We start from the raw sequence: 21,450 nt of genomic DNA, 5'->3' as shown, positions 1-21,450 counted from the left end.
TGCGCCATGCACGAACAACCTGGCAACGCGGCGAGGGAATCAGGCCTCCAGAATCACTTCAATTCCTGCACGGCATCCCGCGCTCCGTGCAGCACACGCACCACTTCCAGCCGATCGTCCACTCGATACACGATCAGGTAATTCTTCCTCACGGTGTGAAACCACAGATCGTGCGGCGTCAGGTCACGCCTGCGATGGCCCAGAGAGGGCAGTTCCGCCAGTTGTTGCACCTCCGCACGAATGTCGGCCTCCAAAACATCGGCAGCATCGGGATTGTCCTCCGCGATGAAGGCCCACAGGTCTTGCAGATCGTCTTGCGCGGCGTGGCTGTAAACCACCCCGCTCATGCACCTGCACGCCACCGGGTCTTGAACTCCGCCATCTGCGCCTGCGACTGCTCTTCGGTCAAAACACGGCCTTCCTCCAGATCACGCAGACCGGCGTCGATCTTCGCGGCAGCAGCCGCCTTCCAGCGCTCCTCCTGCCGCAGCAGTCCAAGAGACTCGGCCACCACCTCGTCCGCATCACGATACAGGCCCGAGGCGATCTTCTGGCTCACAAAGGTTTCCAAAGCGGCGGGCACGGTCACGGTCATGCTGGACAGTCTCTCAAACATGAGGGCTGTCAAGCCAGCCCGCCGGCGATGATTCCTCCTCACCAGCTGTCCGCACGGCGAAAGCGGCGTCGCGCCAAGGCTTGGTGCCGCAGTTCAGGACGCTTGGCGCAGGCGTGTTCCACTCCGCATCTCATGCCCTGTCCTGCCTTGGCGTTCTTCCCTGCCGGGCGCTTTTGTGCGCCGCATTGCCAAAATGCTCGTTGACGTTCCAGAATTCGTGCCTAATGGGTGATAATCACCCACGGTTTTCAGGTCCGAACAGCGGGCCGTCCGGGAGGATACCAGACACTGCTCTTCTCTCCTATGACATTGAACACGACCTCCGACCTGCCTGTTTCTCCCGGCTCCGGCCCTGCTGCCGTCCCTCACGCCGCCCTGCCTGCCACGGCAGTCGCAGCGCCCCCGGCTCCTCCTTCACCTCCGTCGGCCTTGCTCACCTCCGCCCAGCTCATGGCGGCTCTGGGCATCCACCGCCGCATGCTGAAGAAGTGGAACCGCGACCGCCTCATCCCCTCCATCGGCGTGCGCCATGCGCGGCGCTATGATCTGGAGCAGGTGATGGAGGCCCTGCGCACGCACGGTCAGCCGGCCAGGGCGGCTTCCGCTTTCGCTGCTGCTGCTTCCGCCCCACCCGGCATGGGCGTTCCCGCCGGGATGGCTGCGGCCTCCTAATACCAGTTTCTACCATGTTTAATCACACAGACGCCGCTTTGTCCGCGTCTGCTGCCTCCTGCTGCTGTTCGATCACCACCCTCCTCCTGCGACGCGCCGTGATTGAGGACGATCCGGCCACCACCACCCCTTTATGACTGCACGCACAAACCACCACGACATACCAGCCTTGAAAGAACGCCTGCTCATCCCGGAGGTGTGGCAGAAGCTCGGACTCTCGGGGAAGCCGGCGGCGGCGTGCCGCTCGCCCTTCCGGGAGGACAAGAACCCCTCCTTTTCCATCTCCAAGGACGGGAAGCGCTGGAAGGACTACGGCACCGGCCAGAACGGGGACGTGATCGACTTCATCGCCATGGCGCGGCAGATCACCACCGGGGAGGCGCTGAAGGTGTTTCTGGAGCTGGCCGGGGTGCCCGTGCCGGTGAAGGGCCGCAGCCCGCAAAGCGGCACCCCACGCGGCACGTCCTTCAAAGAAAAGGTCACCGCGCTGCTGCCGCCGCAGGAGCCGCCGCAGCGGGAGGGCCTGCGCGTGCCGCTGCAGAATGGCACGGAGGCGGACCGGCTGCTGGTGGCGGAGACACGGCGCATCACGCTGGAGGCCGTTTCCACAGCGCTGGCGCTGCGCACGCTCACCTTTGCCATCGTGCAGGGCTTCCGCTGCTGGCTGCTGGTGGATGCGGAGGAGCGCGTGGTGGAGGCGCGGCGGCTGGATGGCATGCCTTTCACAGCGTGCGGCTCTCTGGGCCGGCGGAAGGCGCACACGCTGCGCGGCTCCCGCAAAGACTGGCCGCTGGGCGCGGCGGTGCTGCGCCGCCTGCCCCAGTTCCGCACGCTGCTGCTGGTGGAGGGCGGGCCGGACTACCTGGCGGCGCTGCACTTTGCGCACGAACTGGAACGCTGGGATGTGCTGCCCGTGGCCATGCTGGGGCGCGGCACGGGCGCACGGATCGACCCCGGGGCGCTGGAGCTCATGCGCGGCCGCCGCGTGCGCATCTACCCGCACAACGATGCCGACGGCGGCGGTGTCAAAAGCGCCCGCCAGTGGGCCTTGCAGCTCGCTGAGGTGGGCTGCGTGGTGGACATCTTCGATTTCACCCGGCTGCGCCGCACGGACGGCACGCCCATCAAGGACCTCAACGACTGCACCGCCGGCCTGGATGAGGAATCCACCGCCGGACTGCGAGAGGGCCTCTTCCCCAAACCCGATCTGGAGGTGCATCCGCCGTTTTGAGTCCTACTCGAACTCGTCCTCGATCACTACAATCTCTTTGGCTCCCGCCCTCAACGAAGAACCGAGCATCCGGAACCGGCGATCGAGCCCACCGTTCATCGCCCCCCTTTAGCCACTGCGAAGCCATAGGATCGAGGACGAGTTCGAGTAGGAGGACGAGGACGATCCCGCATCTCAACCACCGCTCTCTCCCTTTCCAACCGCCCCCGCCTCTCAGCCACCGCCAACAACCGCAAATTTCCCGTCAACACCATACCCTAACATAACATAACATAACATAAACGAACACACACACCATGGACCTGGCCACACCCTTCATACCCACCGCCGAAGAACTCGCCGAGCGCGAGCGCCTGCGCGCACGCAGCCCTTTTCCTGCGCAGGGCACCACCCACACGCAGAGCACGGGCGTCCCCGCTGCGGCCCCGCAGGCCTATGCCAGCAGCGCTCAGGCGCAGCCCGCCCCCGGACAGCCGCCGCCACGGCCACCGCTGGCGCAGTTTGTCCTCACGGCAGAGCAGCTCGCGGCCCTCGTCATCCCGCCACGGCCCGCATTGCTGGACCAGTGGCTGTGCCAGGGGGATCTGGGCTACATCTACGCCCCGCGCGGCGTGGGCAAGACGTGGATGGCCATGGCCCTGCCCGGCGCCATCTCCTGCCGCCGCCCGCTGGGCCTGTGGGCTGCCGCTGCCCCCGACACCTCAGATACCGCCCCCACGCCGGACGATGCCCCCGAAGCCACGCCTGCGCCCGCACCCGATCACATCCCCGTGCTCTACATCGATGGCGAGATGGCGCTGGAGCACACCAAGTACCGCGCCAAGGGGCTGGACCTCTCCAAGGTGTGCCACCTCCACCACGAGCACCTCTTCAATCAGAACGGCACCTGCCTGAACATCGGCGAAGTGGAGGACCGCCAGCGCATCACCGACCTCATCATCCAGCAGGGCTACCAGGTCATCATACTGGACAACCTCAGCTCCCTGGCCTCCGGCGTGGATGAAAACAAAGGCATGGACTACGAGCCCCTCTCCCACTGGCTGCTCGAGCTCCGCCGGCGCAAGATCACCGTCATCGTCGTCCACCACGCCGGGCGCAACGGCATGATGCGCGGCCACTCCAAGCGCGAAGACGCCTGCTCCTGGATCATCGAACTGCGCAACGCCCGCCTGGAAAGCGACCCCGGCGCGAAATTCGTCAGCCACTTCGCCAAACCCTCCCGCAACACCGGCGATCCCCTGCCCGACATGCTCTGGCACTTCACCACCGACAAGACCACCGGGATCACGGACATTCAGTGTGAGCTGGCGCAGGTCTCGGAATACGAGCAGTTCATCCAGCATGTGCTGGAGGGGGTGACGAGCCAGAAGGACCTCGCGGAGCTGATGGACAAGAACAAGGGCACCGTCAGCAAATGGGCGCGCAAAGCCCTGCAGGATGGCCGTCTCAGCGGCGGTGCCAACAAGCTGCTGCCGCCGAAAGCCTCGCCGTCCAAGGGGCGCGGCAAAATACGCGTCCACGCCAGCGATGATGATTTCGACGATGACGACGGCTACGAACAGGACGACGACAGCTAAAACCCCGCTCCACCCGCTCCACACGGCACCTCTGGTTGCCGGTTGCCCACCCTATGTTTTCGAAATGGCAACCGGCAACCAAGCCTCTCCACCCCCTCGTTTTTTGGAGCTTTTTATGGCATAATGTAGCACACCGTGGCATCCCGTGGAAACCCGACGCACGTTTGTGAAGGTCCGAAGCCAAACCCATGGCAACCGAAAAGGGGTGTCTGGTTGCCATGCGGCAACCGGGAAATGGCAGTTCCGAGAGCGCCCGCTGGGCATCAACGCCCCTGCGCATTCACCACCGGCTCCTCAGGAAATTCGACGCCTGGCGCGATTTTGCTGACGAAGGCCACGGCATCCGCATAGCGGTCAAAGTCTTTGATGTGCTCGACCAGCCCCTCGGCATTCACGCCATAGAGGGCGAGAATGGAGGGCTCGTATTCGGCATCGAAAGGATCATCGCCGTAGATCATGGGCTCAAAACTGTCGTCGCCGCTTAGGCAGCGAATGGTTTGAATGCGCCAGTGGGTGAAGGGGGAAGCTGGAACAGGATTGATTGCCTTCACGTCCAGCGGCAGGCGCGGCGCATCTTGATAATGCAACGGCAGCAGGAGTTTCATGGCCACATCCGGGCAGTCCTCGGCGTCGAAGCCGCTCAGATTCTCCACACTCATGCGCTGCAGACATGCGGCTCCAAACTTGTCCTCCAGCAGGTAGGGCCAGACGTCCTCCGTCTCATCAAAGACCACATGCTTGCAGGCCCATTCCTCAAACAATGCCGCAATGCGCATCGCTTCGCGGTAAAACTGATCCACGCCGTTGAAGACATCGCTTAGACTGAGGTTTTGCAGCTTGGCGGCCTGATCGCAGGCATCCCGCAGGGACATGGCACAGGCAAAGACAGCAGCAGGATCGAGAGAGTCGTTTTTGAAAATCATGACTTCCCAGCAACGCACAAGGGTTTTAGTTTCCTGGAATGCCCGCACGCAAAAACTGGACCCGTCCTGAGCTGCTCATTCTCTTGAATGTGTACCACAAGCTGCGGTTTGGGCAGATGCATGAGCGGCAGCCGACGGTGATCACGCTGGCGAAGAAGCTGGAGCGCACGGCGGGGAGTGTGGCGATGAAGCTGTGCAATCTGGCTTCGCTGGATCCGGCGCTGAAGCTGCGCGGGATCAAGGGGCTGGATGGCGCGAGCAAACTGGATGCTGCGATGTGGCAGGAGTTTCACGACAACCTGGAGGCGTGCGTGCCTGCCAGCGAGGCGGCGCTGCGCGAGCTGATGAAGGCGGGGCCGGAGGCGGAGATGGAGGTGCTGCCGAAGCAGGGCATCCGCATCATCAAGACACCGCCCTCAGGGCCGACGACGACCACCAGCACGGTGCAGGTGCGGCTGGGTCAGGACTATTTTCGCAATGCGGTGCTGAACAACTTTGGCGGCCGCTGCGGCGTGTCGCAGCTGGGTCTGCGCGAGCTGCTCATCGCCTCGCACATTCTGCCCTGGGGCACGCATGCCGGCCAGCGGCTCAATGTGCGCAACGGCCTCTGCCTCTCACGCCTGCACGATGCGGCGTTTGACCGCCATCTGATCTCGTTTGATGACAACCTGCGCCTGCTGCTTTCCAAGCGCCTGCTCAGCGAGCTGCCGCAGCGGGCGGTGCAGGAAAACTTCGCCGCGTATGAGGGGCAGACTTTGGAGATGCCTGAGGACTCCGTGCTGCCGGATCTCGCGTTCATGGCGGAGCATCGGGAGACGTTTTTGAAGATGTAGCGGAGTTCAGTGTCAGAGATCCAACCCCAAGCCACATGGCTTACCACCCCCAGCTCATGCCTATGCGTAAATCCCTTTTATGTGCCGTGATTTTCATCGCGGGTTTGGTGTGTGGCCAGTTCATCAGCAGACCGATGTATGACCGCAATGGCGAGTCCCGTGAAAATCTGGTGAGGCTGAAATGCCTGCATGGTCTGGCTGAGGATTTCCGCCGTGCGCATGAGCGCTGGCCGCAGAGCCTGCCGGAGCTGCAGGACTGGTGCCAGGGGGACGCGCAACGACGAATCATGTTTGATCGGTCGTCGAACGTTTCTGCGGAGGGTATGACGTTCATCCCGTGGAAGCTGCTGAAGGACCCGCAGTCAGGGCTTTTCAGCGGTTTCACCTCCGGCAGACACGAGGCTTTGCGATGCGAGTACCAAATGGATGCCGAGGGCCGGGCAACGGTGGTCAAGTGAATGGCTGATCCTTGGGAGTGGCCGCTAAAGATGGAGCCACAAGGCCTCCGGTTGCCGGTTGCCATTTCGAAAACATAGGGTGGGCAACCGGCAACCATGAGGGTGCGGAGGGGTCAAAAACACGGTGCCGGAAATGGCAACGGGCCGCATTGGAGTGCAGGAGGCGGCGGTGCGTGGCAAGCGGTGGAAGGGGCGAGGGGGGTGCCTGAGACGAAATCATGGCAACCGGAGGGGGTGTTTGAGTTGCCGGGGTTTTTGGTTCGTTGTTCTTGGTTCTTGGTTCTTGGTTTGTGGGGGCAGCGGAGGGCGTCTTTGGAGCGCGGACCTCCGAGTCCGCAGCGCCCCGCAGCACGCGGCGCTCCGCTCTTCGCCTTCAGCCCATTCACGCCGAGGGTCACCGTGTTTGCGAGGTTCATCATGCAGCGCCACACGCGAAGTTTTGGCGACCTGCTGCGGACTCGGAGGTCCGCGCTCCATAGCCGCAGAAGCGTGCGCCTTTTAGACAATCTCAAGTCCCCAGCGCCCGCCTGAGCCGGGCCAGCGTCTGCGCTTGGCGCTTGCGGGAGAGGGCGCATTCCCAGAGGCGGAGGACGGTCCAGCCGGATTTGCGGAGCTCGCGGGTGACGAGGCGATCCCGCTGGCGGTTGCGGGCGATTTTTTCGTCCCAGAATTTCCGGTTCTGCCGGGGGCGGGTGGCGTGGCGGGGGCAGCCGTGCCAGAAGCAGCCGTCCACAAAGACGACGACGCGCTCCTTGCGGAAGACGAAGTCGGGTCGCACGCGGGGCTTGCGGATCTTTTTCTCCCCGGCGCGCGGATGGGGCATGCACACGGACACATGCCGCCGCCAGCCGGTGATCTTCTCGGCGCGCAGCAGGTCCCGCAAGCGCAGCTCCGTGGCGGCGTTGCCGGTGGAGCGGATGCGGCTCATCACCTCGCTGCGCTTGGCTGGGGTGAAGACGTCTGGCATGGGGCGGGAGGGGACTAGATCCTAGATGCTGGATACTTGATGAACTTGAGGAAGGAGGCTGAGGTGGCGCGGTGGGGTGGGGTTTGAAGCAGAGGGTTTTGAACCGCTGATATGACGCTAATGAGACGCTGATAAAAACCAATCAGAATATGCGGACTGATTGATTGATTCGCTTCGCTCACCCTCCGGGCTCCCTACGGTCGTCTGTTTGCCTTCGGCTATCTCCGCTACGCTCCGGTTCACTTCGTTCGGCTCGCTTCGCTCACCCTCCGGGCTCCCTTTGGTCGTCTGGCTCGCTTCGCTCGGCTCTGATGATTAGCGTCATGTCAGCGGTTGGAATCCGGGCGCTTCACCTTTTGCGCTGCCCACCGTGGGACGATGATATTGAAAGCAGCCTTGTGGCTTTTGCGCACCCAAGCCCTCCCGGACCCGCTAGGCTCCATGCCTATGACGCGCTCGTCATGAAGCTTGGTTTATGCAGGTAAAAACCACGCAGTGCTTCGCAAGGGACGCGGAGCAGGAGGGCGCGGGGAGGACTAGGATGGCACTCGTCACAGGATCATGGGATCCGCGCCCCGGCACACACACATCAGGGGCGGGGACCGCATGCCGGTGGCAGGCGCTTGCGGCGAAAGCTGCGGTGCTTCCCCTTTTTTTCGGACCAACCAGCGAAATCCAACCAACAGCAACCACCATAACCTACCACATCCTATGAAAACACGACTGCTCCTCCTCGCCACCCTGGCCGCGGCCGGCTTCCTCAGCTCCTGCGCGGCCCCCACCCATGCGTCTTCGACGCCCCACAGCGCCATCACCTGCAGCAAGTGCCACACGGTGTACTTCAAGTCCCCCAGCGTGACCACAGCGGCGGGAGACAAGGGCTTCGTGACCCTGAAGTCCGCCAGCAAGATGTCCTGCGCGGACTGTGAGAACAAGGTCGTCTCATGGGTGAAGACCGGCACCTTCACCGAGCACGTCTGCAAGACCTGCGGCGGCGCCATGAAGCACTGCAGCATGCATTGAGCTCCTTTTTGAGGGTCGAGTGAAGTGAGGCCGCCAGCGGATGATGCCGCTGGCGGCTTTTTCTTGGGGGAGGGATGCGGGGGCTTGAAGCAGAGGTTTTGGAACCGCTGATTGGACGCTGAAAAAAAACGTCAGAATATCCGGAGTCTGAGTTCTGGATTCCGGATCAGCGTCATGTCAGCGTCACATCAGCGGTTGGAATCCGGGCGCTTCACCGAGGGCGTACGAACAGCGAGTCATGGCTCGGTTTGATCAACCACGGAATACACGAAATACACGGAACCCGGAGTTCGGTTCAAAATCAGATTCTGTGTATTCCGTGTGTTCCGTGGTCAGCATTCAGAGCTTTTGAACCGCTGACTAGACGCTCATTAAACGCTGATAAATGCCCACCAGAATATCCGGATTAGTGTCACCTCAGCGGTCAGAATCCGGGCCCTTCACCGAAGGCGCGGCGGCGGTTTGCCCACCGGCCTCAGCGCGCGGCGGATTCGGCGGCGGAGTTCAGGAGGAGGGCGCTGGAACTGAGGCTGCCACGCACGGAGGCGAGGCTGGCCACGCCGAAGCCAAAGCCCTTCATCTCGTTCACCCAGAGCTGCCGGCCGGTGGTGGCATCCAGCGCGTACATGTAGCCGTGGATGCAGACGATGAGGCGGTCGCCATCCAGCAGCAGGCTGGCGTAGGTCTCGCCGGAGGGAGCCGTCCACTGCCAGACGATTTCGCCCGTGTCCCGGTGCAGGGCGGCGACGCGTTTGTTGAATCCGGTGAAGACGAGGTCGGAGATGTCCATGGCGGGAAAGAGCAGCCGGGGGCGAGGACGCGCCAGTGGAAGATGCGGCGTGGTTTGGAATGGCGGGAGGCGATCCCCTGTTCCGCAGGAACATGGCTACTTGGCTGGCGCTACGGCCGCTCCACCTGGGCTTCGAGGTTCTGGATCTGCTCGGAGTCGCCGGGGAAGTGCAGCGGGCCGGCGAGCATGATGGCGCCGGCGGAGTTGTGAAGCTCCACACGGTAGTCGCCGGGGGAGATCAGGGCGAAGCGGCAGGTGCAGTCTTTTGTGAGGAGCGTACGCATCACCAACCGCCACCGCGTGCCGTGCGCGTCTGTTTCCGGCTCCAGCAGGAAGGCATCGCCACCGATGAGTGTGTGGCGCCAGTAGTCCGCCTCGCCGAGTTTCCGGTCGCCGATGCGAAAGGACACGCGGGCGGTGTTGCCCCCCACGGTGATGTCCACCTTGCGGCCCTGCCGGAGCAGGGTGTCGAAGTCCGTGTGCAGCACCTCGCGCTTCCACGGCGCGAGGATTCCAAGCTCATCGCGCAGCTGGAGTTTGAAGCCTGCGAAGGTGGCTGGACCGAGCCTCCACACCTTGCGCTCGGGCTCGCAGAGGGAGGGCGGCGGCTCCAAGAAAACGCGGTGCTTGGAGTCCGGATTTTGGGTGGCGTAGAGCACCAGATGCTCAAAGTACTGCCGCGAGAGCGGGCTGGAATACCCCAGCTTCAGGGTGATGACGACGGGCTGGGTTTCGCGCTCCACGAAGGCCACATAGCCCCAGATCCCTGCAGCCAGGAGGGCGGCGGAAATGAGGATGAATGTGAGGCGCTTCATCGGTGTGGGTCATCGTGACGGGAGCCGGAGGAATTGTAAATGCAGAATGAACTGGAGAGGCGAGGTGAGGGTTGGAGCAGTTTGTAACCGCTGATTTGACGCTCATGAGACGCTGATAAAGGCAGTTGAAAGGCCGGAGTGGTGCGGCCAGCGCAGCAGGCTTGAGAGCATCAACCGGCCTGCGAAAGCGGCGTCGCGCCGAGGCTTGCCGCCGCAGTCCAAGACGCTGCCGCGGGGCGCGGATGCTGGGGCGCTACTTTTAACACCATCCGCCTGGGGGTGGCTTCAGCTTGGATTTCACCAGGTCGAAATACTTGGTGGGTTCCTCTTCAAAGATTTCTTTGCCTGCACCCATGTACGCGCGGGCCAGTTCATCCGCAGCGAGGACTTCATGGCCCAGTTCGAGCTGGGTCTGCCCCAGCCGCAGATGCACAAAGGGATTGCCGATGCCTCCTGCGCATTTGACGGCATTGAGCAATGGCTGAATGGCCTCGCTGTATCTTGCTGACTGAAAAAGCGTGTCACCGATGGCTGTGAACAGCCAGCCGGCAGCGGACCATTGTTCGATGGGTGTTGGCAAAAGATCGAGGGCCTCTTCAAAGCATCTCACTGCAGCATTGCAGTCGCCAGCATCAGCGAAGGCGTCGCCTTGCTCTGACAGGCGGGTGATCTGCGCGTGGATGTGGTCGGAAAGATCGCTCATTTTACTGCCACGGCTTTCTAAACTTAGAATGAGGCGGTGTCTGCGCGATGATCAAACCACTGCAAACGTTTGGGCCCCAGCGACGCGCTAGGATCGAGGACGAGCAGGAGAACGAGGACGAGGACGAATTGGCGGCTGGCAGGGCTGGGGCGTGGCGGCGCGTTTTCCAGACCGAGCTAAAGCTCGGGAGTACTTTGCCTCACGGCCTGCGCGCCTGCTGCAGGGCTTCTTCCTTCAGCTTCTGGATCGTCGCATCGCCCTGGGCGATGAGGGGGTCGAACATGGGGATTTCCTTGGCATTTTGCCCCTGCTCGTGTTTGCGGAAGCCGAAGAGGTAGGTCTCGTTGTGCGGGCGCCAGCGGTTGAAGAAGAGGGTGTCTTTGGCGATGACGGCGCGGCGGAGGTTTTCCAGCGCGGGGGAGGGCGCATCGGGCAGCTTGAGGCCGAGGCCTTCGATGAGCTTGGCGCTGAGCTTTTCATAGCCTTCGCGGGTGTAGTGCACGCCGTTTTCGGTGAGGGGCTTGCGGATGACGCCGGGCTTGGGGAGGCCGCCCATGAGCTCGAACCAGTCGACAAAATACGCGTTCTGCATGAGGGCAAATTTGTGCAGGGCATCGCGCAGGCTGGAGAGATTGCGGTTCGCGGCGGAGAGGTCTGGCAGCGGGGGCGGCAGGGTCTCCAGCGGGGGCGGGGTGGCGATGATGACGCGCACGCCGGGGGATTTGGAGCGGATGAGGTCGATGAGATTGCGGTAGCCGGTCAGGAAGTCCGGCAGGGAGCCGAGGCGCTCAAACGCGAGCTCGCTGCCGTAGCAGAGGATGACGACGGTGGGCTTGAGCATTTCCAGGTGCACGGAGAGACGCTGCAGGCCTTCCTCAGGCGGGCCGAAGTAGGAGCGTGCATGGCCAAAGACGGTGTCGCCGCTCCAGGCGAGATTGCGCACGGTGACTTTTTCTTCGCCCAGGGCGAGATCCAGCCGGGGCTCAAAGGAGCCGTAACGCTGCTCGCGCTCCAGCACGGTGTTGCCGATGAGGACGACGCGGTCGCCGTCCTGAAACTGAAAGGAGGAGGGCTGCGCCGGTGCGGAGGCAGCAGGGGCGTCCGTCTCCGGAGCTTGAGCGGATGCGAAGGAGGCGCTCAGAAGCACCACGAGGCCGGCCAGGGATTTCAAATTCATGCGGGCGCTATTGGAGCGGAGGCGGTGGGAGTTGTCTAGAGGGAGGTTTGGGGAGAGGATACTTCGACAATCAACCATCCTTGCTCATCAACGCGTTCTCCGTAGCAGGCACTGCGAAGGATGAATCGTCCATCAGGCGTACCCAGGCCGCGCCGCAGCCGGAGGATTGACGATTGATGAGCCATCGATTTTTGATTTTTGAGGTGCCAAACCAGCGCTGCGTCGATTTCGGGATGGTAGGGAACCGCTGTGCGGGTCCGTGATTCCGGGTCTGTCATTTCCCGCAGGCGATCTAAAAGGTGCGCCGTCCTTGGGGCGCCCGGCAGCGGAGGGCGGAGGCGTTTGAAAAGGGGGAGAACGATGAGGCAGCAGACGCGCTGGGACGAGGGATTCTACGGACGCGCACAGCGCATCCCTACCAGCGCTGCTTGGCACGGCGCTGTCTCTGGAAAACAACCGTCAACCATCCTTCTTCGCTCTGCGAGCTACGCAGGACACGTCGCCAACCACCGTCAACTTCCCCTTCCCCCTACCCTCCCCCTCTTCAGTTCCGCACCACCTTCACGCGCATGAACCGCGGGCCGCCGCTGCTCAGGGGCTGGGAATCGCGCACGATGAGGCGGGTGCTGGTGTCCTGCTCGGTGACGAGGCCGGCGCTGCTCCAGCTGGCGGAATTGCTGAGGTCGCTGGTGGCTTCCACGGTGAAGGTCACATCCGTGGCGGCGGCGTTTTTCGGCACGGTGATGCGCAGGTATTTCTCTGAGCTGACGCTGGAGGTGTCAAACACCAGCGGGGAGCTGCCGGCCAGCTGCGGCGCGGTGCCGAAGGCGTATTCCAGGAGATTGGCCTGGCCGTCATAGTCGGCGTCCAGGGCTTGGGCGGCATTGGGGTCAGCGTAGCCGCCGGTGGCGGTCCAGTTCTGCGCCTGCCACACTTCAAAGGGCTTGGTGTAGCCGGTGAAGGGGAGGTCTTTGAAGGTCTGCGCGCTGCTGTCGTTGGCGGTGAAGCGCAGCACGTAGCTGCCGGCCTGCCCCAGGGTGGCGGTGGTGTCTGTGGCGGTGGCATTGCCAAAGGCCACGGTGCCGGGGCCGCTGACCTTGGTCCACAGACTGGTGAGGGTGACGGGGGCGGGGTAGCTGTCATCCGTCAGGGTGGCATCCAGCGGCACCGGGGAGAGCGGGTAGGTGGCCGCATTGGCGATGGCGATGACCGGGGCGCTGTTGAGCGGGGCGATGGTGAGATTGGTAAAGGTGCAGGTGTTCATGCCCACGCCGCTGGAGTTGTTCACGTAAAAGCCCACCCAGACCGGAGTGGTCATGATGATGGTCTGCGGCTGGCCGATCTGCACCCAGGTGCCGGGGCTGCCGGAGACGTCCGGCGCGCGGTAGGCGGTGATGCCGTTGCCTTTGCGGATGAAGCGGATCCAGTTTCCGGAGGCGATGCCGCTGGGCACGCCACCGCCGGCACCGCCGGCCAGGGAGGTCCAGTAGTAGCCATTGTAGGCGCCCTGGGGCATGCGGCCGATGTGGAGCTGGCCGCCGTTCTCCATGCTCTCCGCCACACGGAGGCCGCCGCTGGAGCTGTCGGCGTTGGAGCCGTAGGTGGCCAGACGGGTGGTCACGACCATGTCCCCATAATACTGCCAGCCATGGTAGTAGCCGGTGGTGCTGCCCGTGATGGTGTAGGTGCCGCTGCTGAGGCTGCCGCTGCCGGGGGCGGCGGGGGTCACGGTGGAGTCTTCGCTGAGCAAGGCGGGGCCGGTTTGCGCCGGGGTGAGGGTCATGTGGTCAAAGATGCCCGTGGCGGTGCTGGCCGTGCTGTTGCTGGTGGTGGTGAGGCCGTAGTGCGCGGCGGCGTCCATGGGGATGGTGGCGGTGCCGAGCTGCACCCAGGAGCCGGGCGTGCCGCTGCTGTCCGCCGCGTAGCTGGCGGTGACGCCGCCGGTGGCGGCATTGCGCTCCAGTTTGAGCCAAAGCGGCAGGCTGGGCGCGGCGACGCTGCTCACCGTGTCCGCAGTGCTGACCGTGAGGCGGGTGCGGAACTGCAGGCCGCTGCCGGGCACCAGACCCAGCACGGCCCGGCAGCCGGCGCGCAGCATGGAGTCGCGGATGGTGACGCCGGAGAGCGCGGTGCTGGAGCTGAGGCTGGTGAGGCGCGCCACGACGGCACCGTCCCCGCTGATCTGCCTCATCATCACATGCGCACCGTCGCTGCTCGCGGCATAGCCCGCGCCGGTGCCCGTGACGGAATGCTGGCCGCCGAATTCCACCCCCTGCCCGCGCCGTGCGGAGCTGGGGCCGAGATCATGCGTGATCCAGTCCGCCGCCACCAGCGCGGAGCCCACGACCACGGTCACCTGATCGCTCACCGTGAACTGGGTGTCTGTGGCGGTGACGCGGAGGATGTAGTTGCCAGGGGCGGAAAAGGTGACGGCCGTGGTGCTGGCGGTGGGATTTTCAATGGTGGCCACGCCGGGGCCGCTGATCTGCGTCCACAGCTGCGTCACGGCTGCAGGCGCGCCGTCGTCGGCGATGGTGGCGCTGACGATGACGCCGTTGCCATTGGCGATGAGGGAACCCTGGGAGCCGGGGCTGTTGATGAAGAGGGTGGGCGGGCTGTCGTTGTCTGCGATGGTCACACTGTCAAAGGACTGCGCGCCGATGTCGTAGGTGCCGGTGTTCAGGGAGAGCGTCACCTGCTCGTCCCCTTCGGTGGTGCCGTCGTCTATGGGCAGGATGTCCACCGTGCGGGTGGCCTGCCCGGCGCTGAAGGTGAAGGAGGAGGTCACCGTGGTGTAGTCGGTGCCGTTGGTGGCGGTGCCAGCAATGGTGAAGCCCACGGCCAGCGTGCCGGTGGTGGGCGCCGTGCGGGTAAAGGTGAACTGCCCGGGATTGCCCGCCGTCTCCGAGGCGCTGGCGTCATTGGCCACCAGCGTCACCGTGCTGCGGTCGTCATCCAGGAGGTTCACCGTGGCGGTGGTGGGCGTGCCAATGGTGTAGGAGGAGCCGGAGGCGAGGGTGAGGATGATGGTCTCGGTGCCCTCATTCGTGGAGTCCTGCAGCGGGGTCACATTCACCACCACGCTGGCGGCGCCGGCGGGGATGGTCTGCGTGGTGGCGATGACGCTGTAATCCGTGCCGCTGGTGGCGGTGCCCGTGCGGGTGAGATTCACCGTCAGAGACGCGGCGGTGCTGCCGGTGCGGGAGATCGTGAACTGGCCGGGGTCCAGCCCCGCCTCGGAGGCGGCGGCATCATTGGCCGTGATGCTGACCACCGGCAGGTCGTCATCCGTGATGGTGAGGGTGTTTGAGGTGATGCTGCCGAGCTGGAATCCCTGGGGATTGGCCAGGGAGATGATGACGGTCTCTCCCGCGTCCACCACCGCATCATCCACGATGGAGACGGTGATGGTCTGCACCGTGTCCCCGGGGGCAAAGGTCAGCGTGCCGGCGTCCAGGGTGTAATCCGTGCCGCCGCCCGTGGCGGTGCCGCCGGTGACCGAGTAATCCACCGTGCTGGTCACGGTGGCTGGCGTGGCCAGGCTGACGGGCAGGTCCACCGTGCCAGCGCTTTCCAGCACGGTGCTGGTGGCGGCGGAAAAGCCCACGTAGGGACTGGCGGGCGGCACGTCGTCATCCATGATGGTGTAGCCGTAGAAGTTGCCAGTGCTGCTGACGGCGGCCCCGTTGGCATTGGAGAGCAGCAGGGTCACCAGATTGTCCGGCTCGTCCACGGTGTCATTGACCACGCTGAGCACGATGTTCTTCGTGGTCTCGCCGGGGGCAAAGGTCAGCACACCGGGTGGCAGGGTGAAGTCAATGCCGGTGCCAAAGGCGGTGGTGTAGCTCTGAATGCGCTGCCCCTGGCCGATGCCGGCGCTCTTGATCCAGCGGCCGATCATGGCCTTGGAGTAGCTGTCGCGCGACTTGCGCATCATGATGCCCGCCTGCGAGGCTGTGTCGCCACCCGTGAGTGAGGTGACGCGGGCGATGAGGGTGAAATCTCCGGAGACGGAGGTGGCCGCGAAATGCCCCTCGTCGTTCAGGTTGGTGCCGCTGCCATTGAGCGTCCACACGCCGTCGGCGTAGCTCTCGCTCCCCTGCTCGTTCACAAAGCCCACCGTGCGGCCCTGCAGACCGGTGCCGGGCACGGCGGCGCCATTGAGCGTGACGTTGTCAAAGGTGGCCGTGGCGATGAGGCCATCCGTCGCCGCAGAGACGCCAAGTCCCGCCAGCACCGTGGTCCCCACGGGGATGGTCTGGGCGGAGCCGCCGCTGGGGATGGCCCAGTTGACGCCGTCCTTCGAGTTGGTAACGGTGAAGACATCCCCCGCACGCACCAAGCGGAACCACTGCGGCAGCACCGGCGCGGTGTAGGTGGTGGGGGAGTTTGAGACGGCGTTCAGGGTGGTGCGGTTCAGCGTGTAGTAGGCGCTGGTGGAGGCCGGGGTGGCCAGACTGGCGGCATAGACCGAACCCGCCGCCGTGGAGGAGCGCAGCATGACGCCGATGCGCGCACTGGTGCTGGTGGTCCCCATGGAGACCACGCGGGCGCTGATGATGCAGTCCGCCGAATTGGTGACGGTGGAGTTCACATAGCAGAAGTTGTCCGAGGTGGAGCCGGAGAAGATGCCCGCGCCGGGCGTGCTGAAGGTGTACACGCCGTTGCTTAACGTATGCGTGGCCCCGGCGGCGGTGCCTACCACGGACCGCGTTTCCGTGCCGACGGACGCCCCGGCGGTGAGGCCGGTGATGGAGTAGTTGTCGATCACCGCCGAAGTGGCCGTGGTGCTGCCCGCCGCGGCGACGATGCCCGCAAGATAGCTCGTGCTGCCCAGTCCGCTGACGGTGAAGCTGCCGCCGCGCTGCGTCCACACCGTGCCGTCATTGGACTCGAAATGGGTGATGGTGTTGCCTGACTTGACCACGCGCACCCAGAAGGGCAGCCCGCGCAGGAGGCCGGAGATGCTGCTGTTGATGTTGGAGCCGTTCACCGCGTACTCCACGGTCACAGGCGTGGCCTGCGCCGGGGTGAGGGTGACGGGGATGTTCACGGAGGTCACACTCTCCAGCCCGGCGGAGCCCGGGGAGCCAAAGGCCACCGTGGCCGTGGCGGTGTCATTGTCCGCGATGTACATCACCGTGCCGGGGCTGCTGCGGGAGTAGCCACCCGGCGCGAAGTCAAAGGTGAGGGTCTCGGTGCCCTCAAAGGTGGTGTCATTGATGACGGACACCGGCACGTCCACCCCCGACGCGCCTGCGGGGATGACGATGCTGCCGGGCAGCGCGGTGTAGTCACTGCCGCTGGTGGCGGTGCCGCCCAGCGTGTAGTTCACCGTGAGTGCGGCGGTGGTGCTGCCGGTGCGGGACACGTAAAACTTCACCGGCGTGGTGGCGGCCCCTTCAGTAAAGCTGATGCCGCCGGAGGTGCCCACCTGCGTGTCCACAAAGACGGTGTTGATGTTGTCGTTGTCCTTGATCCACATGGTGGCGGCGTTGGTCTGGCCGTAGGTCTGGTAACCGGTGCTGGCGGCCAGGGTGAGGGTGAGCGTCTCCATGTCCTCCAGCTCCACATCATTGGTGGCGGTGATGGTCACGTCCTTGGTCACGGTGGCGCCATTGTTCAGGGTGATGGTGGTGCCCGTGAGGGTGTTCCCCGTGCCGCTGACGCTGAAGTCCCCCGCAGAGGCGGTCCCGGAGAAGTCGTAGTTCACCGCCAGCGTGCCCGTGCCGGTGCCGCCGCGCAGGGTGATGCGGAAGACGGCCGTGCTGCCGCCCTCCGTCACGCTGCCCATGTTCACCACGTCCACATAGGGGAGGTCGGGCGAGTTGTCATTGATCGTGAGGAACGCCGTGCCCGTGTCTCCGATGATGTAGTTCGTGGCATTGCCCCCAAGGTAGAGCACCACCTGCTCCGGCCCCTCTCCCAGCGAATCAAAGCGCGGGACGATGGTGATGCTGGCCTGCTTTTCCCCGGCGGGGATGACCACGCTGCCGGGCATGGCCTCATAATCGATGCCATGCAGGGCCATGACGCCCGAATTGTACGTACCGGCAAAGGCATAATAAACCGTGAGCGCCGCCGTGGTGTCTCCGCTGCGGGTGACCACGAAGGTGCCGGTGTCCGCCTTGGCACCCGGCACGGTCAGGTCCACCTCGGTGGCCACGGCGTCCGTGGCAGCCACGGTGACGATCTGGGTGTCGTCATCATACACGCTGGAGGTGGCGCTTGCGGCGGTGGATTCCACCAGGTAGGCGGCCGTTCCGGTCAGGGTCACGACCACCGTTTTCAGCGGCTCGGATACGTTGTCATTGATCGGCGTGATGCTGACTGTGGTAGTGGCGGAGCCCACCGGGATGGTGACGCTGCCAGGCAGCGCGGTGTAGTCCGTGCCGCTGACCGCCGTGCCGCCGACGGTGTAGGAGACGATCAAATCCGCCGCAGTTGACCCGGTCCGCGTCAGGGTGAGCACGGCAGGCGTTCCAATGCCCTCCAGCGCCGCATTGGCCGTGGCGAGGATGGACACCTTCTGCAGGGGCGTGTCGTCATCGGCGATGGTCACGCTCGCCACCGAAGGCAGGGCGACGAGGTAGCCGTTTCCAGAACCGAGCTGCAGCGTGGCGGTTTCCGGCCCCTCCGCCAGCGCGTCCACCACGGGGGTGAGGGTGACGTCCAGCGTCTGCGACCCGGCGGGAATGGTGAAGGTGCTGAAGCCGTTGGAACCCGCGACGTAGTCCGGGGAGAGGGTGTAGTCCGTGGTCTTCGTGGCGCTGCCCAGGGCGGTGTTCACATTCACCAGCAAATCCTGGCTGGTGTCTCCGGTGCGGGTGAGGCGGAAGCTGCCGGGCGTCACCGGGGCCAGTTCATTGGCCGTGGCGTTAGGCGCGGTGAGAGTGACGACGGACTGCGCGGTGGCCTCGAAGTCCGCGCCGGCAAAGCTGGGAGCCACGGTGATGCTGTTGTTGAACAGCTCGCCAAAGGTGTAGCCATACAGCAGGGGCGTGAGCGTGTAGTTGTTCGCGCTCAGGTTGGGGATGGTGAAGCGGCCGTCCTCGTCGGTGATGACGCCGTTGACCCCATTGGCGGTGACGACGACCTCCGGCAGCCCCGCGCCGAGGAGGGTGATGCGGCCGCTGATCGTGTAGGTGGTGGCGCTGCCCACGGTGATGAGCAGGCTCCGTGTGGCGGTGCCGCCCCGCATGTCGCTGGCCGTGCAGGTGACGACGTAGGTGCCCGCTGCGGTGAACTGACGAGTGATGACGGCCGCGTTTGGAGAGGCGATCTTGATGGAGGAGCTGCCGAAGTGCTGCCAGTAGTAGGCCAGGGAGTCGCCGTCCGCATCGCTCGCAGTGGCGGTGAAGGTGACGGTGGCATTCAGCGGCACCACCGTGGCGGAGGCCGCGAGCGCCAGCGTGGGGCGGTGGTTCCCCGGGAAGCTGCCCATGTTCACCTGCACGTCCATGTAGCGCGGCACGTCATTGGCCGCCACGGTGGTGATGTGGATGCCGGCCTCTGTGTCTGAGAAGGTGCTGCCTGCGGAGATGGCGGCGTCCTCCTTGAGGAAAGGCGAGCCGTTGGTGGTGTCGATGAGCTGGAAGTTGCTGGCGCCGCCATTGGGGAAGCGCCACCCGAGGACCATGCCGTTTTTCATCCAGGGGTTGGTGTCAAACAGCGAGTGGACCTCCCCCCAGTAAACGCGCTGGGAGTCCTTCACGATGTTCAGCGCATAGCGCCGCTTGGGGTCCAGCGTGCCCTGGTCATAGGCATAGATGCGGTAGAGGCCGCTCTGCGTCACGGGCTGCAGGAAGTTGCTGGGCAGCCAGCGGATCTGGTTCTTGGCCTGGGTGTTGTACTGCCCGTTGGGAAAGCTGCCGCTGCTCCCCATGATGTCATAGCTGTCGCCATACTCCTCGTTCACCCCGGCGCCGATGCTGCTGGTGCCGGCAGTGGTCCAGAAGTTCGCATGGGCAAGGCCAAAGCAGTGGCCGATCTCGTGCGCCCAGAGGCCTACGCTGTCTCCCCGCACCCAGACGGTGCTGCCGCCGCCCAGGCCGCCGTAGCTGCCAGGGCCGCCATTGTGGCGCAGCACGGTGCAGTCGTAGTCATTCCAGTCAAAGCCCAGCTTCCGCGCCTCATCCCTCGACTCCTGCATTTCCACGCTGGTGCCGCTGATGTCTCCGCCGTTGCTGGTGTCCCGGTTGATGTAATAGGCCTCATTGTGCTTCAGCTTCACCGGCGGCGTGACCACGCCCGCCAGGGAAAGGCGGCCGTAGGAGGACTTGGAGTAATGGTCAGCCACATCCCGCAGGGTGGCGTACAGCGCCGCCTCGGTGGAGGGCACGCCGTTCTGATCCGCATACGTCATGGGAATGACCAGCACCTTCACATTTCCCAGCGCCGGTGTGGGCGCGGCAGGCAGGATGCCGGTGAAGCCAAAGGTGCCGCCCGTGCTGCCCTCTCCCATGATCAGGGTCTGATTCAGCACGTCGATGTGCATCGTGTTGCAAAAGTACATCGTCTCCGTGGCCGTCTCCACCGCAGGCGTGGCCGCCGTGATGACATCTGTGATGGCGTCGGCATTTTCAAACACCTGCTTCCCCGACACCGGGCAGTCCACCACGGCCGGTTTGTTCGCCGGCGGGATCTCCCCCACCTCCAGCGTGCGGGAGGGCATTTCATTGACGGCAAAGTCGGCGTCCACCGCCACGCCATTGAGGGAGGCATTGGCCGTCCAGGTGACGACGGGTGCCCGCGCTCCATAAACGTAGGCGCGGTAGGTCTGGCCGCTTTGCAGCTCCACCTCCCGAAAAGTCAGCGACCCCGAGGGCAGCGGCTCGCCCTCCATCGGCGTCGCCTGCAGCACGCGCAGCACGCCGATGTCGTTCACCCGCTTCTCGAGCTGCTGCAGCACTGCCACCGGCAGCTTCTGCCGCACCACCATGGGCACCGCACGCGTCAGGGCCTGCCTGGGGTCGTCTTTAATCATCTGCTTGAAGACCGGCCGGCGTGCCTCCGCCAGCTTCACGCCTTTCTCCACCAGCGCCCCACGCTCCTCGGGTGCCGCCTCCAGATAGCTCTGGCTCCACTCATCAAAGGCCTCCATCGCGCGCCCCGGCTCCACCGCCGCCGCCTCAACAGCGGCCTCCTCCTTGAGTTTCGACGCTGGCTTCGCAGGACTCCCCCCTGGCCCAGCCTCCATCAGTCCCGGACGCAGACGCGGCCCCGCCACGACCTTCGACATTTTCCTCGGAGCCGAAACCACTTCAGGCTCCTCCAGGACATACGCACAAAGCACCGCCAGCAGCAGCACCGCAATTGAGATCAATAGATAACGAAAACGCATGGTAGAATGCCAGCTTGGTTGGGAACGTCGGGAAACTTAACAATCGACAGTCCATTTTATTAGAAATTCTTTCGGAATTTCGGAATCAAATGCTGCCAATTCTTTATCTGTGATACCCGATTTCCGCCACAAAAGGCAATACAGGAATGCTGGGCCCTAAGGAGATAGCATTTTCCGAAACTGATTTCCGGAAAGCGAGCATGGAGACGCTCGGCGGCGGCTTGAGGACAAGCCGCCCTACCTCGTGCCGGGCGCTCGCATGCCCAGCGCTGGTAGGGCGGGTTGTCCTCAACCAGCCGCCGTCGACGTGTCCTTCGTAGCT

15 protein-coding genes are annotated in these 21,450 nt (G+C 64.3%); 6 read left to right on the top strand and 9 right to left on the bottom strand.

Features of this window, described 5'->3' with window-relative positions; all coding sequences use genetic code 11:
- Positions 1-53: 53 nt before the first annotated feature.
- Both AC3RLQ_RS30130 and AC3RLQ_RS30125 read right to left on the bottom strand, forming a co-directional pair.
- On the bottom strand, positions 54-347 hold the full coding sequence (locus AC3RLQ_RS30130) for a type II toxin-antitoxin system RelE/ParE family toxin (protein ID WP_493032605.1): 294 nt from the start codon (positions 345-347) through the stop codon (positions 54-56).
- Positions 344-616 (bottom strand): ribbon-helix-helix domain-containing protein, encoded by a 273-nt coding sequence (locus AC3RLQ_RS30125; protein WP_493032603.1) that lies wholly within the window; start codon positions 614-616, stop codon positions 344-346. Before AC3RLQ_RS30125 ends, AC3RLQ_RS30130 begins: the two co-directional genes overlap by 4 nt.
- A 303-nt stretch (positions 617-919) precedes the next feature.
- Here AC3RLQ_RS30125 and AC3RLQ_RS30120 point away from each other — a divergent pair, with 303 nt between their 5' ends.
- From AC3RLQ_RS30120 to AC3RLQ_RS30110, 3 genes are all read left to right on the top strand, one after another.
- Positions 920-1,288 (top strand): helix-turn-helix domain-containing protein, encoded by a 369-nt coding sequence (locus AC3RLQ_RS30120; RefSeq protein ID WP_493032601.1) that lies wholly within the window; start codon positions 920-922, stop codon positions 1,286-1,288.
- 133 nt (positions 1,289-1,421) lie between these two features.
- On the top strand, positions 1,422-2,519 hold the full coding sequence (locus AC3RLQ_RS30115) for a CHC2 zinc finger domain-containing protein (protein WP_493032599.1): 1,098 nt from the start codon (positions 1,422-1,424) through the stop codon (positions 2,517-2,519).
- Positions 2,520-2,815: 296 nt separating this feature from the next.
- Positions 2,816-4,096 (top strand): AAA family ATPase, encoded by a 1,281-nt coding sequence (locus tag AC3RLQ_RS30110; protein ID WP_493032597.1) that lies wholly within the window; start codon positions 2,816-2,818, stop codon positions 4,094-4,096.
- A gap of 263 nt (positions 4,097-4,359) precedes the next feature.
- On the opposite strand, the gene AC3RLQ_RS30105 is transcribed toward AC3RLQ_RS30110, so the two are convergent.
- Positions 4,360-5,019, bottom strand: coding sequence for a hypothetical protein (locus tag AC3RLQ_RS30105; RefSeq protein ID WP_493032596.1), 660 nt, complete (start codon positions 5,017-5,019; stop codon positions 4,360-4,362).
- A gap of 38 nt (positions 5,020-5,057) precedes the next feature.
- On the opposite strand from AC3RLQ_RS30105, the gene AC3RLQ_RS30100 reads away from it, so the two are divergent.
- Both AC3RLQ_RS30100 and AC3RLQ_RS30095 read left to right on the top strand, forming a co-directional pair.
- Positions 5,058-5,852, top strand: a complete 795-nt coding sequence (locus AC3RLQ_RS30100; RefSeq protein WP_493032594.1) for an HNH endonuclease — start codon at positions 5,058-5,060, stop codon at positions 5,850-5,852.
- 35 nt (positions 5,853-5,887) lie between these two features.
- Positions 5,888-6,310: a hypothetical protein gene (locus AC3RLQ_RS30095; RefSeq protein WP_493032593.1), complete on the top strand. Its 423-nt coding sequence runs from the start codon at positions 5,888-5,890 to the stop codon at positions 6,308-6,310.
- 508 nt (positions 6,311-6,818) lie between these two features.
- Here AC3RLQ_RS30095 and AC3RLQ_RS30090 read toward each other — a convergent pair.
- The gene (locus AC3RLQ_RS30090) at positions 6,819-7,277 is read right to left on the bottom strand and encodes a very short patch repair endonuclease (RefSeq protein WP_493032592.1); all 459 of its coding nucleotides are present in this window, start codon (positions 7,275-7,277) and stop codon (positions 6,819-6,821) included.
- A 711-nt stretch (positions 7,278-7,988) separates the two neighbouring features.
- Between AC3RLQ_RS30090 and AC3RLQ_RS30085 the strand changes: the two genes are divergently transcribed.
- Complete coding sequence (locus AC3RLQ_RS30085) at positions 7,989-8,300, top strand: hypothetical protein (protein ID WP_493032591.1); 312 nt, start codon at positions 7,989-7,991, stop codon at positions 8,298-8,300.
- Positions 8,301-8,775: 475 nt separating this feature from the next.
- On the opposite strand, the gene AC3RLQ_RS30080 is transcribed toward AC3RLQ_RS30085, so the two are convergent.
- From AC3RLQ_RS30080 to AC3RLQ_RS30060, 5 genes are all read right to left on the bottom strand, one after another.
- The gene (locus tag AC3RLQ_RS30080) at positions 8,776-9,090 is read right to left on the bottom strand and encodes an outer membrane protein assembly factor BamB family protein (protein ID WP_493032590.1); all 315 of its coding nucleotides are present in this window, start codon (positions 9,088-9,090) and stop codon (positions 8,776-8,778) included.
- A gap of 110 nt (positions 9,091-9,200) precedes the next feature.
- On the bottom strand, positions 9,201-9,905 hold the full coding sequence (locus AC3RLQ_RS30075; protein WP_493032589.1) for a hypothetical protein: 705 nt from the start codon (positions 9,903-9,905) through the stop codon (positions 9,201-9,203).
- A 259-nt stretch (positions 9,906-10,164) separates the two neighbouring features.
- Positions 10,165-10,608 (bottom strand): tetratricopeptide repeat protein, encoded by a 444-nt coding sequence (locus AC3RLQ_RS30070; RefSeq protein WP_493032588.1) that lies wholly within the window; start codon positions 10,606-10,608, stop codon positions 10,165-10,167.
- A 199-nt stretch (positions 10,609-10,807) separates the two neighbouring features.
- Entirely contained in the window at positions 10,808-11,785 is a 978-nt protein-coding gene (locus tag AC3RLQ_RS30065; protein ID WP_493032587.1) for a GDSL-type esterase/lipase family protein, read from the bottom strand.
- Between the two features lie 544 nt (positions 11,786-12,329).
- Positions 12,330-21,128 carry a Calx-beta domain-containing protein gene (locus tag AC3RLQ_RS30060; protein ID WP_493032586.1) on the bottom strand — a complete coding sequence of 2,933 codons (8,799 nt, stop codon included), beginning with the start codon at positions 21,126-21,128 and terminating at the stop codon, positions 12,330-12,332.
- Positions 21,129-21,450: the final 322 nt, after the last annotated feature.

The organism is Prosthecobacter sp. GW821-HT29F12, assembly GCF_058803405.1.
Note: the sequence above shows the minus strand (reverse complement) of the source record. Positions and strands in the feature narration are given on the sequence as shown.

Bases quoted from the DNA above. Each gene is read 5' to 3' on its own strand.
- AC3RLQ_RS30130 (WP_493032605.1), bottom strand. From the start codon at position 347: ATGAGCGGGGTGGTTTACAGCCACGCCGCGCAAGACGATCTGCAAGAC.
- AC3RLQ_RS30125 (WP_493032603.1), bottom strand. From the start codon at position 616: ATGTTTGAGAGACTGTCCAGCATGACCGTGACCGTGCCCGCCGCTTTG.
- AC3RLQ_RS30120 (WP_493032601.1), top strand. From the start codon at position 920: ATGACATTGAACACGACCTCCGACCTGCCTGTTTCTCCCGGCTCCGGC.
- AC3RLQ_RS30115 (WP_493032599.1), top strand. From the start codon at position 1,422: ATGACTGCACGCACAAACCACCACGACATACCAGCCTTGAAAGAACGC.
- AC3RLQ_RS30110 (WP_493032597.1), top strand. From the start codon at position 2,816: ATGGACCTGGCCACACCCTTCATACCCACCGCCGAAGAACTCGCCGAG.
- AC3RLQ_RS30105 (WP_493032596.1), bottom strand. From the start codon at position 5,019: ATGATTTTCAAAAACGACTCTCTCGATCCTGCTGCTGTCTTTGCCTGT.
- AC3RLQ_RS30100 (WP_493032594.1), top strand. From the start codon at position 5,058: ATGCCCGCACGCAAAAACTGGACCCGTCCTGAGCTGCTCATTCTCTTG.
- AC3RLQ_RS30095 (WP_493032593.1), top strand. From the start codon at position 5,888: ATGGCTTACCACCCCCAGCTCATGCCTATGCGTAAATCCCTTTTATGT.
- AC3RLQ_RS30090 (WP_493032592.1), bottom strand. From the start codon at position 7,277: ATGCCAGACGTCTTCACCCCAGCCAAGCGCAGCGAGGTGATGAGCCGC.
- AC3RLQ_RS30085 (WP_493032591.1), top strand. From the start codon at position 7,989: ATGAAAACACGACTGCTCCTCCTCGCCACCCTGGCCGCGGCCGGCTTC.
- AC3RLQ_RS30080 (WP_493032590.1), bottom strand. From the start codon at position 9,090: ATGGACATCTCCGACCTCGTCTTCACCGGATTCAACAAACGCGTCGCC.
- AC3RLQ_RS30075 (WP_493032589.1), bottom strand. From the start codon at position 9,905: ATGAAGCGCCTCACATTCATCCTCATTTCCGCCGCCCTCCTGGCTGCA.
- AC3RLQ_RS30070 (WP_493032588.1), bottom strand. From the start codon at position 10,608: ATGAGCGATCTTTCCGACCACATCCACGCGCAGATCACCCGCCTGTCA.
- AC3RLQ_RS30065 (WP_493032587.1), bottom strand. From the start codon at position 11,785: ATGAATTTGAAATCCCTGGCCGGCCTCGTGGTGCTTCTGAGCGCCTCC.
- AC3RLQ_RS30060 (WP_493032586.1), bottom strand. From the start codon at position 21,128: ATGCGTTTTCGTTATCTATTGATCTCAATTGCGGTGCTGCTGCTGGCG.